The sequence below is a fragment of the Pseudomonas sp. AN-1 genome (assembly GCF_034057115.1).
Classification (GTDB): Bacteria; Pseudomonadota; Gammaproteobacteria; order Pseudomonadales; family Pseudomonadaceae; genus Geopseudomonas.
This window is the reverse complement of sequence record NZ_CP139195.1, coordinates 3855714-3876507: the sequence shown is the minus strand read 5'-3', so window position 1 is coordinate 3876507 and position 20794 is coordinate 3855714. Positions and strand designations below refer to the sequence as shown.

Annotated in this window: 19 protein-coding genes; 9 read left to right on the top strand and 10 right to left on the bottom strand. The window is 70.1% G+C overall.

The window, feature by feature from the left end; all coding sequences use genetic code 11:
- Positions 1 to 23: 23 nt before the first annotated feature.
- From tatB to SK095_RS18245, 3 genes are read left to right on the top strand one after another with little or no spacing between them, the layout of a single operon-like run.
- On the top strand, positions 24 to 458 hold the full coding sequence (gene tatB, locus SK095_RS18255) for a Sec-independent protein translocase protein TatB (protein WP_201485019.1): 435 nt from the start codon (positions 24 to 26) through the stop codon (positions 456 to 458).
- Positions 455 to 1273 (top strand): twin-arginine translocase subunit TatC, encoded by an 819-nt coding sequence (tatC, locus tag SK095_RS18250; RefSeq protein WP_320547079.1) that lies wholly within the window; start codon positions 455 to 457, stop codon positions 1271 to 1273. The genes tatB and tatC overlap by 4 nt, the downstream gene beginning before the upstream one ends.
- Positions 1270 to 1980, top strand: coding sequence for a 16S rRNA (uracil(1498)-N(3))-methyltransferase (locus SK095_RS18245; protein ID WP_320547078.1), 711 nt, complete (start codon positions 1270 to 1272; stop codon positions 1978 to 1980). The genes tatC and SK095_RS18245 overlap by 4 nt, the downstream gene beginning before the upstream one ends.
- Here the strand turns inward: SK095_RS18245 and SK095_RS18240 are convergent.
- From SK095_RS18240 to SK095_RS18225, 4 genes are all read right to left on the bottom strand, one after another.
- A complete protein-coding gene (locus tag SK095_RS18240) occupies positions 1977 to 3176 on the bottom strand; it encodes a YbfB/YjiJ family MFS transporter (RefSeq protein WP_136490857.1) in 1200 nt (399 codons plus the stop codon). The two genes, SK095_RS18245 and SK095_RS18240, sit on opposite strands and share 4 nt — an antisense overlap.
- Positions 3177 to 3270: 94 nt before the next feature.
- A complete protein-coding gene (gene dtd / locus SK095_RS18235) occupies positions 3271 to 3708 on the bottom strand; it encodes a D-aminoacyl-tRNA deacylase (protein WP_320547077.1) in 438 nt (145 codons plus the stop codon).
- The gene (gene pip / locus SK095_RS18230) at positions 3705 to 4676 is read right to left on the bottom strand and encodes a prolyl aminopeptidase (RefSeq protein WP_136490859.1); all 972 of its coding nucleotides are present in this window, start codon (positions 4674 to 4676) and stop codon (positions 3705 to 3707) included. The genes dtd and pip overlap by 4 nt, the downstream gene beginning before the upstream one ends.
- A gap of 99 nt (positions 4677 to 4775) precedes the next feature.
- Entirely contained in the window at positions 4776 to 5987 is a 1212-nt protein-coding gene (locus SK095_RS18225) for a benzoate/H(+) symporter BenE family transporter (RefSeq protein ID WP_201485260.1), read from the bottom strand.
- Positions 5988 to 6117: 130 nt separating this feature from the next.
- Here SK095_RS18225 and SK095_RS18220 point away from each other — a divergent pair, with 130 nt between their 5' ends.
- Complete coding sequence (locus tag SK095_RS18220; RefSeq protein WP_136490860.1) at positions 6118 to 7008, top strand: LysR family transcriptional regulator; 891 nt, start codon at positions 6118 to 6120, stop codon at positions 7006 to 7008.
- Here the strand turns inward: SK095_RS18220 and SK095_RS18215 are convergent, their stop codons facing one another.
- The 3 genes from SK095_RS18215 to SK095_RS18205 form a co-directional block, all read right to left on the bottom strand.
- On the bottom strand, positions 7009 to 8613 hold the full coding sequence (locus SK095_RS18215; RefSeq protein WP_136490861.1) for an FMN-binding glutamate synthase family protein: 1605 nt from the start codon (positions 8611 to 8613) through the stop codon (positions 7009 to 7011).
- Positions 8614 to 8705: 92 nt separating this feature from the next.
- A complete protein-coding gene (locus SK095_RS18210) occupies positions 8706 to 9224 on the bottom strand; it encodes an ATP-dependent zinc protease (protein WP_136490862.1) in 519 nt (172 codons plus the stop codon).
- A 167-nt stretch (positions 9225 to 9391) separates the two neighbouring features.
- A complete protein-coding gene (locus tag SK095_RS18205) occupies positions 9392 to 9859 on the bottom strand; it encodes an Lrp/AsnC family transcriptional regulator (protein WP_136490863.1) in 468 nt (155 codons plus the stop codon).
- Positions 9860 to 10056: 197 nt separating this feature from the next.
- Between SK095_RS18205 and SK095_RS18200 the strand changes: the two genes are divergently transcribed.
- The 3 genes from SK095_RS18200 (at position 10057) to SK095_RS18190 (ending at position 16107) form a co-directional block, all read left to right on the top strand.
- Positions 10057 to 13524: an indolepyruvate ferredoxin oxidoreductase family protein gene (locus SK095_RS18200; RefSeq protein WP_320547075.1), complete on the top strand. Its 3468-nt coding sequence runs from the start codon at positions 10057 to 10059 to the stop codon at positions 13522 to 13524.
- 77 nt (positions 13525 to 13601) lie between these two features.
- The gene (locus tag SK095_RS18195; RefSeq protein ID WP_320547074.1) at positions 13602 to 14645 is read left to right on the top strand and encodes a Leu/Phe/Val dehydrogenase; all 1044 of its coding nucleotides are present in this window, start codon (positions 13602 to 13604) and stop codon (positions 14643 to 14645) included.
- A 64-nt stretch (positions 14646 to 14709) separates the two neighbouring features.
- Positions 14710 to 16107: a sodium-dependent transporter gene (locus SK095_RS18190; RefSeq protein ID WP_320547073.1), complete on the top strand. Its 1398-nt coding sequence runs from the start codon at positions 14710 to 14712 to the stop codon at positions 16105 to 16107.
- A 58-nt stretch (positions 16108 to 16165) separates the two neighbouring features.
- Here the strand turns inward: SK095_RS18190 and SK095_RS18185 are convergent, their stop codons facing one another.
- The gene (locus SK095_RS18185) at positions 16166 to 18124 is read right to left on the bottom strand and encodes a PhoX family phosphatase (protein ID WP_320547072.1); all 1959 of its coding nucleotides are present in this window, start codon (positions 18122 to 18124) and stop codon (positions 16166 to 16168) included.
- A 197-nt stretch (positions 18125 to 18321) separates the two neighbouring features.
- Here SK095_RS18185 and SK095_RS18180 point away from each other — a divergent pair, with 197 nt between their 5' ends.
- Positions 18322 to 18753 carry a CBS domain-containing protein gene (locus tag SK095_RS18180; protein WP_320547071.1) on the top strand — a complete coding sequence of 144 codons (432 nt, stop codon included), beginning with the start codon at positions 18322 to 18324 and terminating at the stop codon, positions 18751 to 18753.
- A gap of 3 nt (positions 18754 to 18756) precedes the next feature.
- Here the strand turns inward: SK095_RS18180 and bamE are convergent, their stop codons facing one another.
- Entirely contained in the window at positions 18757 to 19014 is a 258-nt protein-coding gene (bamE, locus tag SK095_RS18175) for an outer membrane protein assembly factor BamE (RefSeq protein WP_136490869.1), read from the bottom strand.
- 170 nt (positions 19015 to 19184) lie between these two features.
- Positions 19185 to 20192, bottom strand: a complete 1008-nt coding sequence (locus tag SK095_RS18170) for a class 1 fructose-bisphosphatase (protein WP_136490870.1) — start codon at positions 20190 to 20192, stop codon at positions 19185 to 19187.
- Positions 20193 to 20377: 185 nt separating this feature from the next.
- Here SK095_RS18170 and SK095_RS18165 point away from each other — a divergent pair, with 185 nt between their 5' ends.
- The gene (locus tag SK095_RS18165; protein WP_136490871.1) at positions 20378 to 20785 is read left to right on the top strand and encodes a YkgJ family cysteine cluster protein; all 408 of its coding nucleotides are present in this window, start codon (positions 20378 to 20380) and stop codon (positions 20783 to 20785) included.
- The last annotated feature ends 9 nt before the right edge of the window (positions 20786 to 20794 follow it).

Sequence of the window (20794 nt, the reverse complement as noted above, 5' to 3'; positions counted from 1 at the left end):
GGGTGCCGGAGCTTGGCTGAATCATGTTCGACGTAGGCTTTTCCGAACTGCTGCTGGTGGCCCTGGTGGCCCTGGTGGTGCTTGGCCCCGAGCGCCTGCCGGGCGCCGCACGCACCGCCGGGCTGTGGATCGGCCGCCTGAAGCGCAGCTTCGCCGCGATCAAGACCGAGGTGGAGCGCGAGATCGGCGCCGACGAGATCCGCCTGCAGCTGCACAACGAGCAGATCCTCGAGCGCGAGCGCCAGCAGCAGGCGGCCCAGACGCCCGCCAGCCCGCCTCCGGCGCCGACCGCCGAGCAGGCCAACGCGCCCATCGCCGCGCACAGCCGCCTGGCCGCACTGCCCGAGCACCAGGCCGGCGCGCAGATCCCGGCCGGCGCCGGCAGCGATGCCGCCTCTCCCGCCGCCCGCCGCGACAGCGCGCCGGCGGCCCCCAGTGAACCGCCGCGCCCGACATGACCGACCAGATACCCCACCCGGACCAGGAAATGCCCCTGGTCGCCCACCTCACCGAGCTGCGCAACCGCATCCTGCGCTGCGTGATCGCGGTGCTGGTGATCTTCGCCGGACTGTTCTACTTCGCCCAGGACATCTACGCGCTGGTCGCCGCGCCGCTGCGCGCCTACCTGCCGGAAGGCGCGACCATGATCGCCACCGGGGTGGCCTCGCCGTTCCTCACCCCGTTCAAGCTGACCCTGGTGGTGTCGCTGTTCCTCGCCATCCCGGTGATCCTCCACCAGATATGGGGCTTCATCGCGCCCGGCCTGTACCAGCACGAGAAGCGCATCGCCGTGCCGCTGCTGGTCTCCAGCATCCTGCTGTTCTACGCCGGCATGGCCTTCGCCTACTTCGTGGTGTTCCCGATCATGTTCGGCTTCTTCGCCAGCGTGACGCCCGAGGGCGTGGCGATGATGACCGACATCGGCCAGTACCTCGACTTCGTCCTCACCCTGTTCTTCGCCTTCGGCGTGGCCTTCGAGATCCCGGTGGCGACCTTCCTGATCATCTGGATCGGCCTGGTCGACGTCGCCACCCTGCGCAAGAGCCGGCCCTACGTGATCGTCGGCTGCTTCGTGGTCGGCATGTTCCTCACCCCGCCGGACGTGTTCTCGCAGACCCTGCTGGCGGTGCCGATGTGGCTGCTGTTCGAGTCCGGCGTGTTCTTCGGCGCCATGGTGCGTCGCCCCGAGGCTGAAGACAGCGGCGAGGCCGGCGACGGCACCGCCCTCGCCACCCGCGATAACGACGACCAGCCACCGGCGCCGCAGCCGTGAACCTGCTGCTGCTGGAAGACGGCGACTTCGTCGCCGAGGGCCGCGCCCTGCTGCGCGGCCGGCGCCTCAAGCACCTGCACGAGGTGCACCGCGCCGAGAGCGGCGACGCCCTGCGCGTCGGCCGCCTCGGTGGGCTGATGGGTGAAGGGCGCATCCTGCGCCTCGATGCCGAGGCGGCGGAAATCGCCGTGGAAAGCCTCGAGCAGAGCCCGCCGGCCAAGCTGCCGGTGACCCTGCTGCTCGCCCTGCCGCGGCCGAAGATGCTCAAACGCACCCTGCAGACCGTGGCCAGCATGGGCGTGGCGCATCTGGTGCTGCTCAACAGCTACCGGGTGGAGAAGAGCTTCTGGCAGACCCCGTTCCTCGAATCCGAGGCGATCCGCGAACAGCTGATCCTCGGCCTCGAGCAGGCGCGCGACACCGTGCTGCCGGAAGTCGTCATCGAGAAGCGCTTCAAGCCGTTCGTCGAGGACCGCCTGCCGCAGCTGGCCGCCGGCAGCCTCGGGCTGGTCGGCCACCCCGGCGACTTCCCGGCCTGCCCGCGCGCGGTGGACAGCGCGGTGACCCTGGCCATCGGCCCGGAAGGCGGCTGGATCCCCTACGAGGTGGACAAGCTGCGCGAGGCCGGTCTCGCCCCGGTGCAGCTCGGCGAGCGCATCCTGCGCGTCGAGACCGCCGTGCCGGTGCTGCTGGCGCGGCTGTTCTAGCAGGCTGCAGCCAGCCCCGCCTTCAGCTGCCGGTCGCGGCGCTCGACGCCCTTGAGCGCCAGCAGCAGCAGGGTGCCGACCACCATCATCGCCGCGGCGAAGTACAGCCCGCCGGCATAGCTGCCCAGGCTCGCCGCCAGCCAGCCGGTCACCGCCGGGCCGACGATCTGCGCCGCACCGTAGGACAGGGTCATCTTGCCCATCATCTTCGCCGGCCGGGTCGGGTAGTAGCGCCCGGCCATGGCCAGCACCAGGCTGACCAGGCCGACGAAGGTGCCGCCGAACAGCAGCGCCCCGGCGAGCGCGCCGCCCAGCCCGCCGGAAAGCGGCAGGAGGATGCCGACCACCTGCAGGGCGGCGGCGAGGATCAGCGCGTTGAGCTCGCCGGTACGCCGGGCGACGAAATCCCAGACGATGCACGCCGGCGCCGCGGCCAGGCCGATGGCGAGGAAGCTCCAGCTGCCCTTGCCGGCCAGCCCGGGCAGGCGGTCGACGATGGCGACGATGAAGGTGGCGCTGACCACGAAACCGACCCCGGCGCAGAAGTAGGCGGCCATGAACAGGCGCAGGAACAGCCGGCTCGGCGGATTGTCCGCCATCGGCTGGCCGCTGGTGGTCAGCGGGCTGGGATCGGGGCGCGGCAGCCAGGCCAGCGCCGGCACCAGCAGCAGGCAGGCCAGCGCGGTCAGGGCGAACCACTGCTCGCGCCAGTCCAGCCACTGGCCCATCGCCGCCACCGCCAGCGAGCAGCCGACGATACCCAGGCCGACCCCGGAGAAGTGGATGCCCAGCTCGCTGCGCTGGCCGTGGCGGATCAGCCAGTTGAGGATCAGCCCGGTGCCCAGCAGCATGCTCGCCGCGCTGCTGAGGCCGGCGACGAAGCGCGCCAGCGCCCACAGGGCGAAGTCGGTGGTCAGGCCCATCACCAGGGTGCTGAGCACGGCGAGGACCATGCCGATGCGGTACAGGCGATCCTTGAGCACCAGGTCGCTGATCAGCGAGGCGATCAGCGCGCCGGACAGGTAGCCGGCGTAGTTGAGCGCGGCCAGCCAGCCGCCCTCGGCCAGACCGAGGCCGGCCTGGGCCTGCATCACCGGCAGCAGCGGGGTATAGGCGAAACGGGCGACGCCCAGGGCAAGGAGGAGACTGAAGATGCCCGCGCCGAGCACCTTCATGCGTTGTCCCTGTGTTGTCATGGCTGGCTTCCCGCGCAGAGGTGGAAGCCACACCATAGTGGGCGCCGCCCGTCGCCTCAAGCGATTCCTGCGACAGGACGCCGCAGGCGGCGTATCAGACCTCGAGCAGGAAGGTCACCGGCCCGTCGTTGACCAGGTGCACCTGCATGTCGGCGCCGAAGCGGCCGCTGGCCACCGGCGCGTGCTGTGCGCCGGCGCGCGCCAGCAGGTAGTCGAACAGCGCCGCGCCCTGCGCCGGCGGTGCGGCGCTGGAAAAGCTCGGGCGCATGCCGCTTCTGGTATCGGCGGCCAGGGTGAACTGCGAGACCAGCAGCAGGCCGCCCTCCACGTCCTTCAGCGACAGGTTCATCTTGCCCTCGGCATCGCCGAACACCCGGTAGTTGAGCAGCCTGTGCAGCAGCTTGTCGGCGCTGGCCTCGCTGTCCTGCGGCTCGACGCCGACCAGCACCAGCAGGCCCCGGTCGATGGCGCCGACCACCTCGCCGGCGACTTCCACCCGCGCGCCGCGCACCCGTTGCAGCAGCGCCTTCACGCGTGGCCCTCCGGCAGGTCGAGCAGGCGCCGGGCGATCTGCCCGGTGGCGCGCACCAGCGCGTCGGTGATGCCGGCCTCGGCGGCGGCGTGGCCGGCGTCGCGGATGATGTTCAGCTCGCTGTTCGGCCAGGCCTGGTGCAGCGCCCAGGCGTTGTCCAGCGGGCAGACCACGTCGTAGCGGCCGTGGACGATCACCCCGGGAATGTGGGCGATCCTGTGCATGTCGCGCAGCAGCTGGTCCTCCTCGAGGAAGGCGTTGTTGATGAAGTAGTGGCACTCGATGCGCGCGATCGACAGCGCGCGCTGCGGCTCGGCGAAGCGCTCGACCACGTGGTTGTTGGGGCGCAGGGTGGCGGTGCGCCCTTCCCAGATCGACCAGGCCTTGGCCGCGTGCATCTGGGCGATCTGGTCGCTGCCGGTCAGCCGGCGGTAGAAGGCGGCGACCAGGTCGTCGCGCTCCTCGGCCGGGATCGGCGCCAGGTAGTCCTCCCAGTAGTCGGGGAACAGGCGGCTGGCGCCGGCCTGGTAGAACCACTGGATCTCCTGCGGGCGGCACAGGAAGATGCCGCGCAGGATCAGCGCGTGCACGCGCTCCGGATGGGTCTGCGCGTAGGCCAGCGCCAGGGTCGAGCCCCAGGAGCCGCCGAACAGCACCCACTTGTCGATGCCCAGGTGCTCGCGGATGCGCTCCATGTCCGCCACCAGGTCCCAGGTGGTGTTGCGGTCGAGGCTGGCGTGCGGGGTCGAGCGGCCGCAGCCGCGCTGGTCGAAGGTGACGATGCGGTAGATGGTCGGATCGAACCAGCAGCGGCTGGCCGCGTCGCAGCCGGCGCCCGGCCCGCCATGGACGAACAGCACCGGCAGGCCGTCCGGGGTGCCGCTCTCGTCGACGTACAGCTCGTGCGGATGGTCCACGGCCAGCTGGTGGCGGGCGTAGGGTTTGATCTCCGGATACAGGGTCAGCATGCTGGGCCTCCGAGGCTGGAACAGGACCGTCCGTCCTGGCGTGGTGCCCGCATCATAGCGGGGATTGCCGGACTGCGGCATGCCCGCGATCGGCATGCCTCAGTCGCGCGGCGCCAGCGCCGGCTGGCGGGCGAAGCGCGGCAGCCGGCCGGAGTGGTGCAGCGCCAGGTAGGCGACGCCGCCGATCACCACGCCCCAGAACGCCGAGCCGAGGCCGAAGAAGCTCATCCCCGAGGCGGTGGCGATGAAGGTGATCACCGCCGCCTCGCGATGTCCGGCATCCTCCAGCGCGCCCTGCAGGTTGGCGGTGATCGCGCCGAGCAGGGCGAGACCGGCCAGCACCGCGACGAAGGCCTGCGGCATGGCGGCGAACAGCAGGATGATCGCGCCGGCGAAGCTGCCGCCGATCAGGTAGAACAGGCCGTTGGCCATGCCGGCGACGTAGCGCCTGCCCGGGTCCTCGTGGGCCTCCTTGCCGGTGCACAGGGTGGCGGTGATCGCCCCGGTGACTATGGTGATGCCGCCGAAGCAGGCCACCGCCAGCGAAGCCAGGCCGCAGCCGGCGATCAGCGGGCGGGCCGACACCTCGTAGCCGGCGTTGCGCAGCAGGGCCAGTCCGGGCAGGAACTGCCCGGTGATGCTGACCAGCAGCAGCGGCACGGCCAGGCTCAGGGTGGCGTTCCAGCTCCACTCGGGGACGATGAACTGCGGAGTGACCAGGCTCAGCTCCAGGCTGGGCAGGCGGGTGCCCTCGACGCCGAGCGACAGCGCCACGCCGACCAGCATCAGCAGCACCAGGCAGTAGCGCGGAAACAGCCGCTTGAGCGCCAGATAGGCGCCGAGCATGCCCAGCGCCAGCAGCGGCGTGCCCTCCACCGCGCGGAAGGCACCGACGCCGAACTGGAACAGGATGCCGGCCATCATCGCGCTGGCGATGCCCCGCGGGATCAACCGGACGATGCGGTCGAAGGCGCCGGACAGGCCGATCAGCAGCACCGCCACGCCGGTGGTGATGTAAGCGCCGACCGCCTCGCCGAGGCTCAGCGCGGGAAACAGCGGGACCAGCAGGGCGGTGCCCGGCGCCGACCAGGCGATCACCGCCGGCACCTTGAGCCACCAGCTCAGCACGATGCTGCCGAGCGCCGCACCGATGGAGATCGCCCAGATCCACGAGGCCATCATCTCGTGGGACACCTGGGCGCTCTGCGCGGCCTGGAAGAAGATCACCGCCGGGCCGGCGTAGGAAATCAGCACGGCGAGGAACCCCGCCGCCACCGCGGAAAGCGAAACGTCTTTGTGCAGCATGACCATCGACCTCTTGTTCTGGTGCGCGCCGGCCAGCGGCCGGAAGCGTGCCGCCATCTTGGCTGTCTTGTCTGGATTGATAAATCCGCTGGCAATGGCAACACTGTTCTGAATTTCAGAACAATGGTCATTCGCCATGGACCGCTTCCAGGCCATGCAGCTGTTCACCCGCATCGTCGAGCTGGGCAGCTTCAGTCGCGCCGCCGAACAGCAGGGCATCTCCCGCGCCGCCGCCACCGCACTGGTCAAGCAGCTGGAGGGCCGCCTCGGCGCCCGCCTGCTGCAGCGCACCACCCGCCAGGTCAGCCCGACCCTGGACGGCCGCGCCTACTACCAGCACTGCCTGCGCATCCTCGCCGACCTCGAGGAGGCCGAGAGCGAGCTGTCGCAGACCGCCCGCCATCCGCGCGGCCGGCTCAAGGCCGACCTGCCGGCCTCGCTGGCGCGCCTGGTGGTGATCCCCGCCCTGCCCGCCTTCCTCGCACGCTATCCGCAGATCAGCCTGGAGATCGGCATCGGCGACCGCATGATCGACCTGGTGCGCGAGGGCGTCGACTGCGTGCTGCGCATCGGCGCGCTGGGCGACTCCAGCCTGGTGGCGCGCAACCTGCCGGCGCTGGAGCAGGTGACCTGCGCCAGCGCCGAGTACGTGGCGCGCCACGGCCGGCCGCTGAATCTGGCCGAACTGGCCGGGCACCGCGGCGTCGCCTACCTGTCGGCCACCAGCGGCCAGCTGCAGCCGCTGGAATTCAGCGCCGGCGGGCGGATCGAGCGCATCGACCTGCCGGCGACGCTGGCGGTCAACAACGGCGAGGCCTACGTCGCCGCCTGCGCCGCGGGCCTGGGCCTCATCCAGGTGCCGCGCTACCACGTCGCCCGCCAGCTGGCCGAGGGCAGCCTGGTCGAGCTGCTGGCGTCCTACCGTCCGCCGGCGCTGCCGATGAGCGTGCTCTACCCCCACCACCGCCACCTGACCCCGCGCCTGCGGGTGTTCATCGACTGGCTGGTGGAGCTGTTCGGCGCCTGATCAACCCATTGCGGGGGCGAAGCTGTCCGCCTGGGCCATGCGCCACATGCGTGCGTAGAACTCGCCCTCGATCTGCCCGCCGAGCAGCTCGCCGGGCTTGAGGTAGACGTGCTTCTGCGAGAACAGGCTGAGTTCGCTGGGCGACACGCGCAGCGCCAGGTGCCTGGGCTCGAGCTGCGACGGATGCTCCAGGCCGGCGGCGGCGAGCATCTCGGCCAGCGCCTTGAGGGTGTTGCGGTGGAAGCTGTGCACCCGCTGCGCCTTGTCCTCCACCACCAGCGCGCGCTGGCGCAGCGGGTCCTGGGTGGCCACCCCGGTCGGGCACTTGTTGGTGTGGCAGGACTGCGACTGGATGCAACCGATGGCGAACATGAAGCCGCGCGCCGAGTTGGCCCAGTCGGCGCCGATGGCCAGCACGCTGGCGATGTCGAAGGCGCTGACGATCTTGCCGCTGGCGCCGAGGCGGATCCTGTCGCGCAGGTTGAGGCCGACCAGGGTGTTGTGCACGAACAGCAGGCCCTCGCGCAGCGGCACGCCGATGTGGTCGGTGAACTCCAGCGGCGCCGCGCCGGTGCCGCCCTCCTTGCCGTCGACCACGATGAAATCGGGGAGGATGCCGGTCCTGAGCATCGCCTTGGCGATGGCCATGAATTCCCACGGGTGGCCCAGGCAGAACTTGAAGCCGACCGGCTTGCCGCCGGACAGCTCGCGCAGGCGGGCGAGGAATTCGAGCAGCTCCACCGGCGTGGAGAACTCGGCGTGGCGCGCCGGCGAGATGCAGTCCTGGCCGAGCGGCACGCCGCGGGTGGCGGCGATCTCGGCGGTCACCTTGTGTTTCGGCAGGATGCCGCCGTGGCCCGGCTTGGCGCCCTGGCTGAGCTTGACCTCGATCATCTTCACCTGCGGGTCGCTGGCCTGCATGGCGAACTTCTGCGCATCGAAGCGGCCGTCGGCCGTGCGGCAGCCGAAGTAGCCGCTGCCCAGCTCCCAGATCAGGTCGCCGCGGTGCTCGCGGTGGTAGGGGCTGATGCTGCCCTCGCCGGTGTCGTGGGCGAAGCCGCCGAGCGCCGCGCCCTGGTTCAGCGCGCGGATGGCGTTGGCGCTCAGCGAGCCGAAGCTCATCGCCGAGATGTTGAAGATCGACGCCGAGTACGGCTGCAGGCACTGCGGGCCGCCGATGGTGATGCGGAAGCTCGCCGGGTCGACGTGCTCGGCCGGCAGCATGGAGTGGCCGATGAACTCGAAGCCGGTCTGGCTGACGTCGCTGAGGGTGCCGAACGGCTTGTCGGCGCCCTCGTTCTTGGCCCGTGCGTAGACCAGCGAGCGCTGCGCGCGCGAGAACGGCAGGCGCTCGTTGTCGCCCTCCAGCAGGTACTGGCGGATCTCCGGGCGGACGAACTCCACCAGGTAGCGGATGTTGCCGAGGATCGGGTAGTTGCGCCGCACCGCGTGGCGGCTCTGGCGCAGGTCGTTGACGCCCACCGCGCTCAGCGCGCCGCACAGCAGGGTCAGCGGCCAGAGGTCGGCGAGGAACGGCAGGCTGACCAGGGTGAGCAGCACGCAGGCGGCGAAGAAGGCGTAACGGCTGAGCAGCGACAGGTTCATCCACATGGCTCCGGGCATCTCCTGATGGGTCGGCCGGCCACTGTACCCGAGCCGGCGGATCAGGACAGTGACGGCGCGCCGGAGCCGGGGCCTCAGGCGCAGCCCGGGCGGCCGTGGGCGTAGGAGCGGGTCGGGTCGACCAGCGCGTCGAACTCGCCGAGCGCGGTCGAGCCGAGCAGCAGCGGGAAGTCGAAGGCGCTGCGGTCGGTGAGGTTGACCTCGATCTGCTGCAGGCTGTCGCCCAGGCACACCGGCATCTCGATCACCGGGCGGGCGGTGTAGGCCTCGGTATCGCCGGGCGCCATGTCGCCGGCGCGGCGCTTGATGTAGCTCATGCGCACCAGCGGGCGCACCAGGGTGAGCGGCTCGGCGTGACCGTCGGCGGCCAGCTGGAAGCGCACCCAGCGCTCGCCATCGCGCTTGAAGGTTTCGATGTTGCGCGCGCTCAGCGAGGCGGTGACGGCGCCGGTGTCCAGCTTGGCCGGCAGCACCAGGTCCAGTTCGGGGAGCAGGGCTTTCTCGTGCAGGCCGTAGACCTGCTTGTCATCGGCCATGGCCTGGGCCGCCAGCAGCGACAGGCCGGAGAACAGGGCGATCAGGGAAGCTTTCATGCGGGGAACAGCGTCTCTACGTTTGCAGCGGCCGGCGCTGCCCGGGGCGGGCCGGCGGGGTGAATGGAACGGTCCGGAGCCATGCCGGGGGACGGAAAGGATAGCCGTCCCCCGGCCGGCGCGGCCAGCCCGGCGCGACGCATGACCGCTTGCCCGCCGAACGTCCCTCACTCCAGCGGCAGCTCGGTGGTGCGCTTCACCTCGCTCATGGTGATGTGCGAATGCGCCTCCTGGACCAGCGGATTCTGCAGCAGGTGGTCGCGCAGGAAGCGCTCGTAGCCGGCGATGTCGCGGGCCACCACCTTGAGCAGGTAGTCGTACTGGCCGGCCATCGAATAGCACTCCAGCACCTCGGGATAGCCCACCACGTCCGCCTCGAAGGCCTCGAGGTTGCGCCGGCCGTGCGTCGACAGCTTGATGTCGACGAACACCGTCATGCCCAGGCCGAGCTTGCGCGGGTCGAGCAGGGCGACCTTGCGCTCGATCACCCCCTCTTCCTGCAGGCGGTTGATCCGCCGCCAGCACGGCGACTGCGACAGCTCGACCTTCTCGGCGATTTCCGCCGCCGACAGGTCGGCGTCGTGCTGCAGCAGGCGCAGGATGCGCCGGTCGAGGGGGCTCAGCTGGTTCTGCATGATCATTTCCCGTTTGGAGTTGTTATGGAAAGAGTCATGCACAACATAGCCATTGCGGACGAAAAATAGAAAGAAAAAGCCTGCTGCCCTGCCCCATATTCTTGTCCACACCGTCTGCCGCGGCGATCCCGCGGACAGGCCGACCGCGGCGCCCACCGGTGCCGCTTCGCTCGCCATAAGAATAAAAGGAGCGCCCCATGTCTCTGGCCGAGATCCGTCTGGACGACAAGTACCGCCTTGCTACCGGTCACCTCTACCTGACCGGCACCCAGGCGCTGACCCGCCTGCCCATGCTGCAGAAGCAGCGCGACGCCGCCTTCGGCCTGAATACCGCCTGCTTCATCTCCGGCTACCGCGGCTCGCCCCTGGGCAACCTCGACAAGAGCCTGTGGGAAGCCAAGCAGTACCTCAGGGACAACCACATCCACTTCCAGCCCGGGGTCAACGAGGAGCTGGCCGCCACCGCGGTGTGGGGCAGCCAGCAGACCAGTCTGTTCCCCGGCGCGCGCTACGACGGCGTGTTCGCCATGTGGTATGGCAAGGGCCCGGGCGTCGACCGCTGCGGCGACGTGTTCAAGCACGGCAACTCGGCCGGGGTGTCCCCGCACGGCGGCGTGCTGCTGCTGGCCGGTGACGACCACGGCTGCAAGTCCTCCAGCATCGCCCACCAGAGCGAGCACGCCTTCATCGCCGCCTCGATCCCGGTGCTCAATCCGGCCAACGTCCAGGAGATCCTCGACTACGGCATCCTCGGCTGGGAGCTGTCGCGCTACAGCGGCTGCTGGGTGGCGCTGAAGACCATCGCCGAGAACGTCGACTCCTCGGCGGTGGTCGAGGTCGACCCGCTGCGCGTGCAGGTGCAGATCCCCGCGGACTTCGAGCTGCCCGAGGACGGCGTGCACATCCGCTGGCCGGACCCGCCTCTGGTCCAGGAGGCACGCCTCAACACCTACAAGATCTACGCCGCGCGCGCCTTCGCCCGCGCCAACAACCTCAACCAGATCAAGCTGGATTCGCCCAACCCGCGTCTCGGCATCATCACCACCGGCAAGTCCTACCTCGACGTGCGCCAGGCGCTCGACGACCTGGGCCTCGACGACGAACTGTGCGCCCGCGTCGGCCTGCGCGTGCTCAAGGTCGGCATGAGCTGGCCGCTGGAGCCGGTGTCGGTGCACGAGTTCGCCGAGGGGCTCGACGAGATCCTGGTGGTCGAGGAGAAGCGCAGCATCATCGAGGACCAGCTCACCGGCCAGCTGTACAACTGGCCGGTGGACCAGCGCCCGCGGGTGGTCGGCGAGTTCGACGAAGACGGCCATTCCCTGCTGCCCAACCTGGCCGAGCTGACCCCGGCGATGATCGCCCGGGTGATCGCCAAGCGCCTGGCGCCGATCTACACCAGTGCGCAGATCGACGAGCGCCTAGCCTTCCTCGCTGCCAAGGAAGCGGCGCTGGCCGCGCCCAGGCACCACACCCAGCGCACCCCGCACTTCTGTTCGGGCTGTCCGCACAACAGCTCGACCAAGCTGCCGGATGGCAGCCGCGCCCTCGGCGGCATCGGCTGTCACTACATGACCCAGTGGATGGACCGCAACACCGACACCTTCACCCAGATGGGCGGCGAAGGCGCCACCTGGATCGGCCAGGCGCCGTTCACCGATACCCCGCACGTGTTCCAGAACCTCGGCGACGGCACCTACTTCCACTCCGGCCAGCTGGCCCTGCGCGCCGCGGTGGCCGCCGGGGTGAACATCACCTACAAGATCCTCTACAACGACGCGGTGGCGATGACCGGCGGCCAGCCGATCGACGGCGAACTGCGCATCGACCAGCTCAGCCAGCAGGTCTATGCGGAAGGGGTGAAGCGTATCGCCCTGGTCAGCGACGAGCCGGACAAGTACCCGAGCCGCGCCGGTTTCGCGCCCATCGTCACCTTCCACCACCGCCGCGAGCTGGACGCCGTGCAGCGCGAACTGCGCGAGTTCAAGGGCGTGTCGGTGATCCTCTACGACCAGACCTGCGCCACCGAGAAGCGCCGCCGGCGCAAGCGCGGCAAGCTGGTCGATCCGCAGAAGCGCGCCTTTATCAACCCGGCGGTGTGCGAGGGCTGCGGCGACTGCAGCGTCAAATCCAACTGCCTGTCGGTGCTGCCGCTGGAGACCGAACTGGGCCGCAAGCGGCAGATCGACCAGAACGCCTGCAACAAGGACTTCTCCTGCGTCGAGGGCTTCTGCCCGAGCTTCGTCACCGTGCACGGCGGCGAGCTGCGCCAGCCGGAGGCGCAGGGCCGCAACGCCGCGTTCGCCGAGCTGCCCGAGCCCGTGCAGCCGAGCCTTGAGCGGCCGTGGAACATCCTGCTGCCCGGCGTCGGCGGCAGCGGCGTGACCACCGTCGGCGCCCTGCTCGGCATGGCCGCGCACCTGGAGGGCAAGGGCTGCACCGTGCTCGACCAGGCCGGCCTGGCGCAGAAGTTCGGCCCGGTGATCAGCCACATCCGCCTCGCCGCCAAGCAGGACGACATCTACGCGGTGCGCATCGCCGCCGGCGAGACCGACCTGCTGCTCGGCTGCGACCTGGTGGTGGCGGCCAGCGAGGAAGCGCTGGCCAAGCTGAATGACAAGATCGCCCACGCGGTGATCAACAGCCACGAGGCCGCCACCGCCGAGTTCACCCGCAACCCGGACGCCGAGGTGCCCGGCGCGGCCATGCGCGAGGCGCTGCTCGAGGCGGTCGGCGCGGCCAAGACCTACTTCGTCGACGCCACCCGCCTGGCCACCGCGCTGCTCGGCGACAGCATCGCCAGCAACCTGTTCATGCTCGGCTATGCGTTCCAGAAGGGCCTGGTACCGGTCTCCGCCGAGGCCATCGCCAAGGCCATCGAGCTCAACGGCGTGGCGATCCAGCTCAACCAGCAGGCCTTCCTCTGGGGCCGCCGCGCCGCCCATGACCTGGTCGCGGTGGAAAAGCTGGCCGCGCCCAAGGTCGCCGAGGCACCGCGCTGCGAGACGCTGGAGGAGATCCTCAATGACCGCGTGCCGCGGCTGACCGCCTACCAGGACGCCGCCTACGCCGCGCGCTACCGGAAGCTGGTCGAGCGCGTACGCGCCGCCGACCGCGATCCGCAGCAGCGCCTCTCCCAGGCAGTGGCGCGCAGCTACCACAAGCTCTTGGCCTACAAGGACGAGTACGAGGTGGCGCGGCTGTACAGCGACGGCGAGTTCGTCCGCCAGCTCGCGTCGCAGTTCCAGGGCGACTACCGCCTGCAGTTCCACCTGGCGCCGTCCTGGCTGTGCAAGACCGACCCCACCACCGGCGAGCCGCGCAAGCGCGAATTCGGCCCGTGGCTGCTCAAGGCCTTCGCCATGCTGGCGCGCGGCAAGTTCCTGCGCGGCAGCGTCCTCGACCCCTTCGGCCACAGCGCCGAGCGCAAGCTGGAGCGCGCGCTGATCGGCGAGTACGAGCAGGACGTCGCCCTGCTGCTCGGCGCCCTCAACCCCGGCAACTACGCCAGCGCCCTGGCCCTGGCCGAGCTGCCCGCCGAGATCCGCGGCTACGGCCACGTCAAGGAGCGCGCGCTGGCCAAGGTGCGCGCACAGGCCGCGGTGCTGCGCGAGCGGCTGAGCACCCGGACGATCCCGGTGGTGCAACTCTGCGAGCCGGCCGTCTGACTTTTTCCTCTGCCCAGCCCCTCGCCACCGAACGGCAGAGGGGCGAACCCCAACAACAAGAAACCCGAGGTGCCCCGATGTCCGTGTTTTCCCACTGCGAGTTCGACCAGCACGAGAAGGTCGTCTTCGGCCACGACCAAGCCAGCGGCCTCAAGGCCATCATCGCCATCCACGACACCACCCTGGGTCCGGCCCTCGGCGGCTGCCGCATGTGGTCCTACGCCAGCGACGAGGAAGCGCTGCGCGACGTGCTGCGCCTGTCGCGCGGCATGACCTACAAGTCGGCACTGGCCAACCTGCCGCTCGGCGGCGGCAAGGCGGTGATCATCGGCCATCCGCAGCAGGGCAAGAGCGACGCGCTGTTCCGGGCGATGGGCAACTTCGTCGACAGCCTCGGCGGGCACTACATCACCGCCGCCGACTCCGGCACCGGGGTGGCCGAGATGCGCCTGATGGCCGAGCGCAGCCGCCACGTGGCCGGCGCCAGCGTGCGCGAGGGCTTCAACGGCGATCCGTCGCCGTCCACCGCCTACGGGGTGTTCGTCGGCCTCAAGGCCGCCGTGCGCCACCGCCTCGGTCGCGACGATCTCAAGGGCCTGAAGGTGGCGATCCAGGGCGTCGGCCAGGTCGGCTTCGGCCTCGCCCGCCACCTCAGGGAAGCCGGCGCCGAGCTGTTCGTCACCGACATCGTCGCCGCCAACGTGCAGCGCGCGGTCGACGAGCTGGGCGCCCAGGCCGTGCGCCAGCAGGACATCTACGGTCTGGACGTCGACGTGTTCGCCCCCTGCGCCCTCGGCGCCATCGTCAACCCGCACAGCCTCGAGGCGCTGCGCGCGCCGGTGATCGCCGGCGCCGCCAACAACCAGCTGGCCAGCCCGGAGCTGGCCGAGGAGCTGCGTAGCCGCAGCTGCCTGTACGCGCCGGACTACGCGATCAACGCCGGCGGCATCATCGACGTCGCCTTCCAGCGCGGCGACGCCACCCCCGCCGAGCTGCGGGCCCACCTCGACGGCATCGGCGCGACCCTGGCGGAGATCTTCGCCCGCGCCGACGCCGAGGGCGCCACCACCACGGCCGTCGCCGACCGCCTGGCGCGCGAGCGCCTGCAGGCCGGCCGCTGATGTACGGGGGCGGTTGCCCGCCCCCTTTCCCTGACCCACTACAAAAACAATGAGGGCAAGCCCCATGAGTCAAGAGAGCATCGCCGCCGGCGCCATCGCCGGCTCCATCCGCAGCGAGGCCGGTCGCGGCCTGTGGTCGTCGCGCTGGGTATTCTTCCTCGCCGCCACCGGCTCGGCAGTCGGCCTGGGCAACATATGGAAGTTTCCCTACATCACCGGGCAGAACGGCGGCGGCGCCTTCGTGCTGGTCTATCTGGCGTGCATCCTGGCCATCGGCATCCCGCTGCTGATGGCCGAGTTCATGATCGGCCGCCGTGGCCGCGCCAACCCCGAGGGCGCCATCGCCGCGGTGGCCCGCGAGGCCGGCGCCAGCAAGCACTGGCGGCGCATCGGCAGCATGGCGGTGCTCACCGGCTTCCTGATCCTCAGCTTCTATGCGGTGATCGCCGGCTGGACCCTGGCCTACACCCCGGCGGCGTTCAGCGGCGGCTTCGCCGGGCTGGACGGCGACAAGAGCGGCGCGCTGTTCAACGCCCTGCTCGCCGATCCGTGGCAGCTCGCCGGCTACGGCAGCCTGGTGCTGGCGGTGACCCTGGGCATAGTCGCGCTCGGCGTGCGCGACGGCCTGGAGCGCGCGCTGCGCTTCATGATGCCGGGGCTGTTCCTGATCCTGCTGGTGCTGGTCGGCTACGCCGCCACCACCGGGTATTTCCAGCAGGCGGTGGAGTTCCTGTTCGCCCCCGACTTCAGCAAGCTGACCGGCAAGGGCGTGCTGGTGGCCCTCGGCCACGCCTTCTTCACCCTGAGCCTGGCCAGCGGCGCGATGATGGCCTACGGCTCCTACCTGCCGGCCGGCACCTCGATCGTGCGCACCTCGCTGATGGTCGCGCTGGCCGACACCGCGGTGGCCCTGCTCGCCGGCCTGGCGATCTTCCCGCTGGTGTTCGCCAACGGCCTGGAGCCGGGCGCCGGCCCCGGGCTGATCTTCGTCACCCTGCCGATCGCCTTCGGCCAGATGCCGCTGGGCGCGCTGGTCGGCGGGCTGTTCTTCATCATGCTGGCGCTGGCCGCACTGACCTCGACCATCTCGCTGATCGAGCCGGCCATCGCCTGGCTCGGCGAGCGCTTCGGCATGGGCCGGGTCAAGGCGGTGCTGCTCAGCGGCGCGGCGGTGTGGGTGCTGAGCCTCGGCTCGGTGCTGTCGTTCAACGCCTGGAGCGAGGTCACCCTGCTGGGCAAGAACTTCTTCGACGCCCTCGACTTCCTCACCAGCAACCTGATGATGCCGCTCGGCGGCCTGCTCACCGTGCTGTTCACCGGCTGGGCGCTGCAGCGCACCGTCGCCGCGCAGGAACTCGGCCTCGAGCAGTCCGGCGCCTTCGGGCTGTGGTGGCTGGCGGTGCGCTGGATCACCCCGCTGGCGATTGCGCTGATGTTCCTGCACAGCCTCGGCCTGTTCTAACTCCGCGCAGTTGACCCACGGGGCGGGACATGCCGGCGCATGTCCCGCCTCGCGCTTTTCAGGCGCCGATAATTCCACCGTCGTCGCGGGTCACCAGCACCGTGGTCGAGCGCGGCCGGCTCTTGCCGTCGCTGGCCGGGTAGCTCAGCCCCGGGTGCTGCACGTTGATCCACATCGCCCGGTAGTCCGGGCTCCAGGTGATGCCGGTGATCTCGCAGCCGCGCGGGCCGACCAGGAAGCGGCGCACCTCGCGGCTCGCCGGGTCGGCGCAGAGCAGCTGGTTGCAGCCCATCGCCTGCATGGCCGGCTCGGCGTCGCCGTAGTCGGTCTGGATCCACAGCCGCCCGGCGCCGTCGAAGGCCAGGCCGTCCGGCGAGGAGAAGATGTCGCCGTTGATCGTGCCGGTCAGATGCGCCGGCAGCGCCTGGCCCTCCGCGTCCTGCGCCCCCGGTCGCTCGCCGGCGAGCAGGAACAGCTCCCAGCGGAACTCGGTGGCGGTCGGATCGCCACCTGCCTCGTTCCAGCGCAGGATCTGCCCGTGCAGGTTTTCCCGACGCGGGTTGGCCGCATCCAGCGGCTGCGCCTCGCCACGCGCGTCGTTGTTGGTCAGGGTGACGTAGACCTCGCGGCTCACCGGATGCACCGCCACCCACTCCGGGCGGTCCATCGGCGTCGCGCCGACCCGGTCGGCGGCGGCGCGGGCGTTGACCAGCACCTCGGCCTGGCTGGCGAAGCCGTGTTCCGCGGTCAGTCCGTTGTCGCCGTGCACCAGCGCCAGCCAGCGCCCCGTGCCGTCGGCGTCGAAGCGGGCGACGTACAGGGTGCCCTCGTCGAGCAGGTCGCGGTTGGCCCCGGGGTTGGCCGCATCGAAGCGCCCGGCCGGGACGAACTTGTAGACGTACTCGCCCTTGGCGTCGTCGCCGGAGTAGAAGGCCATGCGCCCGCCCTCGCCCAGCGACAGCACCGCGCACTCGCGGCTGAAACGCCCGAAGGCGGTGCGCTTGACCGGCGTGCTGTCCGGGTCGAAGGGATCGATCTCCACCACCCAGCCGAAGCGATTGGGCTCGTTGACCTGGCCGCCGTGGGGCTGACCGGCATCGGGGGTGGCGTCGAAGCGCGGGTCGGCGCTTTCCCAGGCGTAGACCTTGCTCTGCGCGCCGTTCGAGATACCGTAGCGACGGTGCGCCACGCGCCGCGCGAAGTCGGCCGGATCGCGGTTGACGAAGTAGTTGTGCCAGTTCTCCTCGCAGGCCAGGTAGGTGCCCCAGGGGGTGACGCCCATCGAGCAGTTGTTGAGGGTGCCGAGCACCTCCCGCCCCTCGGGATCGGCGGCGGTCCGCATCAGCTCGTGGCCGGCCAGCGGACCGCCGATGGTCATCGGCGTCAGCGCCGAGATGCGCCGGTTCCAGCGCGAGGGCAGCACCCGCTGCCAGTGGCCGGCGGCGTCCCGGCGCACCTCGATGATGCTGACCCCGTGGGCCGCCTGCTCCTTCTTCACCTCGGCCAGCGGACGCTTGCCGTCCTCGAAGGTCATGCCGGCAGGATGCAGGGTCGGGTTGACGTACTCGTGGTTGATCACCAGCAGGCCGTGGCGCTCCGGTGCCTCCGCGAAGGGGAAGAAGTGCATGCCGTCGTGGTTGTCGCCGGCCTGCCTGAGCTGCGCCTGCCAGTCGTCGCCGGCGTCGGGGCGCCAGGCCGGCGCATCGGCCAGCACCGCATCGCCCCAGGAGAAGAACGCCCGCGCCGTGTAGCCCGGCGGTACCACGACCCGGTCGAAGTCGGCGGCGGTCTGCACCGGCACGCCTTGGAAGCCGAGCAGGCCGGAGCCGGCGAAGGCCGCGCGGCTGCCGAGCAGGCCGCCGAACAGGCTCAGCGCGGCCAGGCCGAGGCCGCCCTTGAGCAGGTTGCGCCGGCCGCGGTCGACCAGTTGGTCGAGGGTGGGGTTGGCGCTGGGGTTGATCGACTGGTCGTCGTGGGCGGCCAGCGCCGCGTGGAACTGCCGGAAATCCTCGCGCATCGCGACTCCTTGCTGATCGGTGCCCGCCCGCCGGGCGGGGCGTTGTCCGTGTTGTAGGCGTCCGCCGTGACAGGACGGTGACGGCCGGGCACATCCGGCAACATCCGCACAGGTGCGCGCAACGTGACTATCGGTTACATACTGCTTGTGTCTGGCCGCACCCGCGCCGGGCCAGGGAACCGAGACCAGGAGGACGCATGAGAACAGTCGCGCAAATGCTCCGCGCCAAGCCCAACCAGGACATCTACACCATCGCGCCCACGGCGACGGTGCTGCAGGCCCTGCAACTGATGGCGGAAAAGAACATCGGGGCGCTGATCGTCACCGAAGGCGAGCAGGTGGTCGGCATCGTCAGCGAGCGCGACTACGCGCGCAAGATGGTGCTGCAGGGACGCTCGTCGGTGGCCACCCCGGTCAGCGCGATCATGGCCTCGCCGGTGATCAGCGTCACTTCGGCGCAGACCACCCGCGACTGCCTGCGTCTGATGGGCCGCGGCCACCTGCGTCACCTGCCGGTGATCGACGACGGCAAGCTGCTGGGCATGCTGTCGGTGGGCAACCTGGTCAAGGAGGCCCTCGCCGAGCAGGACGAGCTGATCCAGCAGCTGGAGCAGTACATCCGCGGCTGAGGACTACTTGAGTCCCTTGCCGGAGAACACCAGCACCTTGTCGTTGCCGAACTGGATGCTGACGAAGGCGCCCTGCTCCTTGCCCCAGGAGCAGCTGGTGAAGCCCAGGGCGCCGGCGCATTCGGTCGGCGCGCCCAGCAGCTGCTCGACCTCGGCCTTGCTCATGCCAGGGCGGATCTTGGAGAAGTTTTCCTGGTTGACCTTGTTGCAGGCGGCCAGCAGCAGGCAGCAGGCGAGCAGGGCGAAGGAACGCAGCGACATCGGGGAACTCCTGAACGGGGAAAGGGCGGCAAGCATGGCACAGGCGCCGCCCGCCAACCCTGCGTTGGACGGCAAAAGCGCCGCCGCGTTCCGGCCGGACGGCACGACGCCGGCACGGGGCCGGCGTCGGGGATGGCAGGGACGCAGCCCTGCCGGGAGCGGAACGCGGATCAGCCCTGGTGGTAGCCGGTGATGCGCTCGACCTCTTCCTTGGAACCGAGGAACACCGGCACGCGCTGGTGCAGCGAGGTCGGCTGGATATCGAGGATACGCTGCACACCGTTGGTCGCCGCGCCGCCGGCCTGCTCGATGATCATCGACATCGGGTTGGCCTCGTACATCAGGCGCAGCTTGCCGGCCTTGTCCGGCTCGCGGGCATCGCGCGGGTACATGAACACGCCGCCGCGGGTGAGGATGCGGTGCACGTCGGCCACCATCGAGGCGATCCAGCGCATGTTGTAGTTCTTGCCCAGCGGGCCTTCCTTGCCGGCCAGCAGCTCGCCGACGTAGCGCTGCACCGGGGCTTCCCAGTGGCGCTGGTTGGACATGTTGATGGCGAACTCGGCGGTGCTTTCCGGTACGCGGATGTCTTCGTGGGTCAGCACGAAGCTGCCCAGCTCGCGGTCGAGGGTGAAGCCCTTGACGCCGTTGCCGAGGGTCAGCACCAGCATGGTCTGCGGGCCGTAGATGGCGTAGCCGGCGGCCACCTGGCGGGTGCCCGGCTGCAGGAAGGCTTCCTCGCCGAGGTCGCAGCTGTTGTCGCACTCGTCCGGGCAGCGCAGCACGGAGAAGATGGTGCCGACCGAGACGTTGACGTCGATGTTGCTGGAGCCGTCCAGCGGGTCGAACACCAGCAGGTAGGCACCCTTCGGGTACTGGCCGGGGATCTGGTAGGCGTTGTCCATTTCCTCGGAGGCCATGCCGGCCAGGTGGCCGCCCCACTCGTTGGCCTCCAGCAGGATCTCGTTGGACAGCACGTCGAGCTTCTTCTGCACCTCGCCCTGCACGTTCTCGCTGCCGGCGCTGCCCAGCACGCCGCCCAGCGCGCCCTTGGACACCGCGTGGCTGATCTCCTTGCAGGCGCGCGCCACCACTTCGATGAGGAAGCGCAGGTCGGCCGGGGTGTGGTTGCTGCGGGTCTCTTCGATCAGGTAGCGACTGAGGGTAACGCGGGACATGGACGGCTCCGAGGGTGGGGCAGGATAAAATGCCGGCATTTTAACCCGACTCGGCCGCCGCCGCCTCATGCCACGCGTCAATCCGGCCCCATCCAGGCGACCGCCGGACGACAAAAACAGCTGCAGGCGCGCCGCCGTCTGCTTATCATCGCGCGCCTTCCGCCCTGCCACCCTGCGACCCCCCAATGAGCAAACACCTGCTGGTCGGCGCCGATCCCGAGCGCCTGGAAACCTGGATCAAGTTCAGCGGCAACGACATGTGCCACGACTGCCGCGCCACCTGCTGCAGCCTGCCGGTGGAGGTGCGCCTCAAGGACCTGATCCGCCTCGGCGTGGTCGACGAGTTCGAGGCCGGCGAGCCGCCCCGGCAGATCGCCAAGCGGCTGATGAAGGACGGCATCGTCGGCCGCTTCAACCAGAAGTCCGGCATCTTCATCCTGGAGCAGCACTCCAGCGGCGATTGCCTGTACCTGGACCAGAAGACCCGCCTGTGCACGGTCTACGCCAACCGCCCGGACACCTGCCGCAACCACCCGCGGATCGGCCCCAAGCCCGGCCACTGCGCCTTCCGCCCCAAGGCGCTGCACCGCTGAAACGACGAA